General features: G+C 24.9%; 5 protein-coding genes and 1 pseudogene. All 6 read left to right on the top strand.

Annotated elements, in window-relative coordinates; genetic code table 11:
* Positions 1-237: pseudogene (locus ACTHW2_RS12595) on the top strand (hypothetical protein); the annotation flags it as partial.
* Positions 224-748, top strand: a complete 525-nt coding sequence (locus ACTHW2_RS12590) for a stage III sporulation protein SpoIIIAB (RefSeq protein ID WP_442264247.1) — start codon at positions 224-226, stop codon at positions 746-748. The pseudogene ACTHW2_RS12595 and the gene ACTHW2_RS12590, both read left to right, overlap by 14 nt.
* Before the next feature lie 12 nt (positions 749-760).
* Positions 761-958, top strand: coding sequence for a stage III sporulation protein AC (gene spoIIIAC / locus ACTHW2_RS12585; RefSeq protein ID WP_442264246.1), 198 nt, complete (start codon positions 761-763; stop codon positions 956-958).
* 12 nt (positions 959-970) lie between these two features.
* Positions 971-1,357 carry a stage III sporulation protein AD gene (gene spoIIIAD, locus ACTHW2_RS12580; protein WP_442264245.1) on the top strand — a complete coding sequence of 129 codons (387 nt, stop codon included), beginning with the start codon at positions 971-973 and terminating at the stop codon, positions 1,355-1,357.
* A gap of 11 nt (positions 1,358-1,368) precedes the next feature.
* Positions 1,369-2,505, top strand: a complete 1,137-nt coding sequence (gene spoIIIAE / locus ACTHW2_RS12575; RefSeq protein ID WP_442264244.1) for a stage III sporulation protein AE — start codon at positions 1,369-1,371, stop codon at positions 2,503-2,505.
* A 13-nt stretch (positions 2,506-2,518) separates the two neighbouring features.
* A partial coding sequence (gene spoIIIAF / locus ACTHW2_RS12570; protein ID WP_442264243.1) for a stage III sporulation protein AF occupies positions 2,519-2,818 on the top strand: 300 nt, incomplete at its 3' end.

Here is a 2,818-nt window from a genome sequence, read left to right as displayed (position 1 = left end):
AATTCTATAGATGAAGGATTAAGGGCAGGAATAAATTTTATAGCTACAATCCATGGTAGGGATATAGATGAGGTAAAGAGTAAAATCAATTTACAAAGACTTATAAAAGAAAAAATCTTTAAAAGATATATTGTACTTGATAGGTCAAAAGGAGTAGGTACAATAAAAGAGATAATAGATGGAGATAGCTTTAATAAAGTGTACTCTTATAAAGAGGAATCATATGAATTGGCTTAAATCTATATTCTATTTTATGGTGTTTTTTTCATCTAGCACACTAGGCATACTTTATGGAGGAATGTTTAGCAAAAGGGAAAGAAATTTAATAGATTTAGAATACAATATAAGATTATTGGAAAGTGAAATAATTGCAGGAAGAACTCCTTTACCAGAGGCTTTAGAAAATGTATATAAGAAAGGTAAGGGAGAGATAAAAGTTATATTTCAAGAAATTAAAATAGATCTATTAGAAAATAGAAGAGAAGATATATATATAAGTTTTTCATTTCAAAAAAATTTACTTAAAAAACAATATATGTTTAAAGATGAAGACATAAGTATATTTTTGTTTTTAGGTAAAATATTAGGTAAAAGCAATAAAGAAGATCAAGAAAGCAACTTAAAGTTTATAATAAAACAAATACAAACAATGAAAGAAGAATCAAGAATAGAAAAAGAAAAAAATGTAAAACTTTATAGAACTTTAGGAGTTTTAATGGGCATTTCTATAGTAATTATAATGATATAGGAGAGATGATATATGGACGTAGATTTAATATTTAAAATTGCTGGTATTGGAATGATTACAGCTGTACTCCATACGGTACTTGCAAAATCAGGAAAAGAAGAATATGCCTATCTTACTACTTTGGTTGGAGTTGTAATTGTTCTAGGAGTAGTTATAAATCTAGTAAGCAAACTTTTCAATAATGTGAAAGTTCTATTTAATCTTTATTAGGGGGATATATAAATGGAAATATTTCAAATAGTTGGATTGGGAATAGTTGCTACTAGTGTCATAGTAATTTTAAAAGATTTGAGACCTGAGTTTGTAATTTTTGTATCTATAATTACTGGAATAATTATATTTTCACTTATTTTAAATAAATTAATTTATGTGGTAGACGTAATGAGAGATCTGTCTCTCAGAGCAAATCTTGAAATCGAATATTTTTCAACCATACTAAAAATAATAGGTATGAGTTATATAATAGAATTCGGTTCACAAATTTGTAGAGATGCTGAACAAAATTCAATTGCTATGAAAATAGAATTGGCTGGAAAAGTAAGTATTATGATACTAGCCATTCCTATATTAATGTCTCTTATGGAACTTATTTTAAAAATTTTACCTTAAGGATGAGTAAGATGAAAAGGATGGTAATGCTACTATTTATTATATTGTTTTTTTCTAGTCCTAGCTACTCTGATATAGATGATTCAAATCTAGGGATAGATACGAAAAACATAGATCAATTTACAAATGATTTAATTGATACAAATGATTTAAATTTTAATTTCAATATTAAAGACATTACAAAACGCATAGTTAAAGGAGAAAAAATAATAGATGTAGAAGATATAAAAGAATTTATTAAAAATATTTTTTTAAAAGAGATTAAGATAGCTTTAGGATTATTATCTAAAATTATAATAGTGACTATAATATCTTCTATATTAAATAGTCTTCAAAGTTCATTTGAGAATTCTTCCGTAAGTGAGTTATCAAATATAATAACTTATATGATGATAGCAATATTAGTTATAACAAGTTTCAATGAAGTGGTTGTTTTAGCAAAACTTTCTATAGATAAAATGATTAACTTTATGCAGATATTGATGCCGCTATTGTTAACACTTTTAGTTATAGCAGGTGGACCTAATACTAATATAATTTTTCACCCAATGATTCTTTCTACTGTAAATATTATTGGACTTTTAATTAAAAACTTTGTTTTCCCATTAATTTATTTTTCCTTTATTATAAGTGTCTTATCAAATATTTCAGGGAAAGCTCAATTTAAAAACTTAACAGATGTTTCAAGAAAGGTAATTATATTTACAATAACAGGTTCCTTTACTATATTTATCGGATTATTAACGATATATGGATTAGCCACCAAAGTTGATGGAATAAGTATAAGAACTGCTAAATTTGCTATAGATAATGTTGTTCCTATAGTAGGGAAATTTTTATCAGACTCTATAGATGCTGTGATTGGATCTATAGGAATTCTAAAAAATGGAATAGGTATAGCTGGTCTTGTAGTTCTATCTATAATTATAGTATTGCCAATGATAAAAATCTCAACAATACTTTTTATATATAATTTAATATTGGCAATTACTGAACCTATAGCTTCTAAAAATATTATTAATTTTTTTGAAGATGTATCAAAAAATCTTACTTTGATACTTGTAAGTATCATGTCTTTAAGTATTATGTTCTTTATAACTATAACAATAATAGTAGATGCTGGGAACAACTTATTAATGCTGAGGTAGGTGATTATATTTGATGATTAGTGAATTTATTTATGATTGGTTAAAAGACATAGTTGTTTTTTTTATAATTATAACTTTAATAGAGTTAATAATGCCAAAAGGAAAGTTAAAAAGATATATGAATTTTATTATAGGATTGATACTAATTTTCATGGTTATATCACCTTTTTTAAAACTTTTTTCGATAGATTTTAAACTAGAAGATTCTAGAATAGATCAATATCAAAAACAAGAAATTTATGACATTGATTTTACAAAAGAACAAACAGAAAGAATAGAAGATTTATATATAGAAAAAATAGATTCAGAAATA

Source organism: Tissierella sp. (assembly GCF_052089545.1).
Classification (GTDB): Bacteria; Bacillota; Clostridia; order Tissierellales; family Tissierellaceae; genus Tissierella_A.
The sequence above is the reverse complement of the archived record's forward strand: the minus strand, read 5'-3'. Positions and strand labels throughout refer to the sequence as shown.